The organism is Alcanivorax sp. HI0044 (assembly GCF_001634945.1).
In genome coordinates, this window is sequence record NZ_LWEZ01001375.1 from 1 (window position 1) to 532 (window position 532).

General features: G+C 62.4%; 1 protein-coding gene and 1 pseudogene. Both read right to left on the minus strand.

Going from position 1 to position 532, the window contains the following annotated elements; genetic code table 11:
- A partial coding sequence (locus A3730_RS20355) for a phosphoribosyl-ATP pyrophosphatase (RefSeq protein WP_369819101.1) occupies positions 1-115 on the minus strand: 115 nt, incomplete at its 3' end.
- A 129-nt stretch (positions 116-244) separates the two neighbouring features.
- Positions 245-532 (minus strand): annotated as a pseudogene (locus A3730_RS31975) (ubiquinone biosynthesis protein UbiB); the annotation flags it as partial.

Sequence of the window (532 nt, forward strand, 5' to 3'; positions counted from 1 at the left end):
TTTCCAGGATCTTGTTCAGGCCCTTGGCGTAGAGGCTGGCCACATAGGAGCTATCCGGATCGGCGCCCTTGCGCGATTCGAGTACCTGGTGCAGCTCGCTGAGTATATCTGACATAGGCTGTGTATTCTTCGTGGTCGAACTAGCGGTCTTTATGCAGGAGCCTGCTTGCTGGCGAAGGGTGATGGTTCGCTTGCAAGCAAGCTCCTACGAACATTGAGCACGGTGTTTGTGCAGGCCCACAGTCTAGCGCCGCCAGCTCCAGCTCACCAGCAGCACGGCGCCAGCAGCCAGTGGCCAGCTGAAATGGGGCGTTGCCAGCCACAGGGCCGCGCCGGCACAGCCGAGCCCGGCGAGGCCGGCAAACAGCTTGTGGCGATGGCGCACCAGTTGTTGTTCGAAACGGGCTTCCAGGCGGTCCTGCTGGTAGGGCAGGTCGCGCAGGCTTTCCAGTCCGTCGCGGAGCAGGTCGGGCATGTCCGGAAGCTGGGCGGTCCATTCCGGCAGGCGATTCTGCAGCTTCTTCAGCGTGGC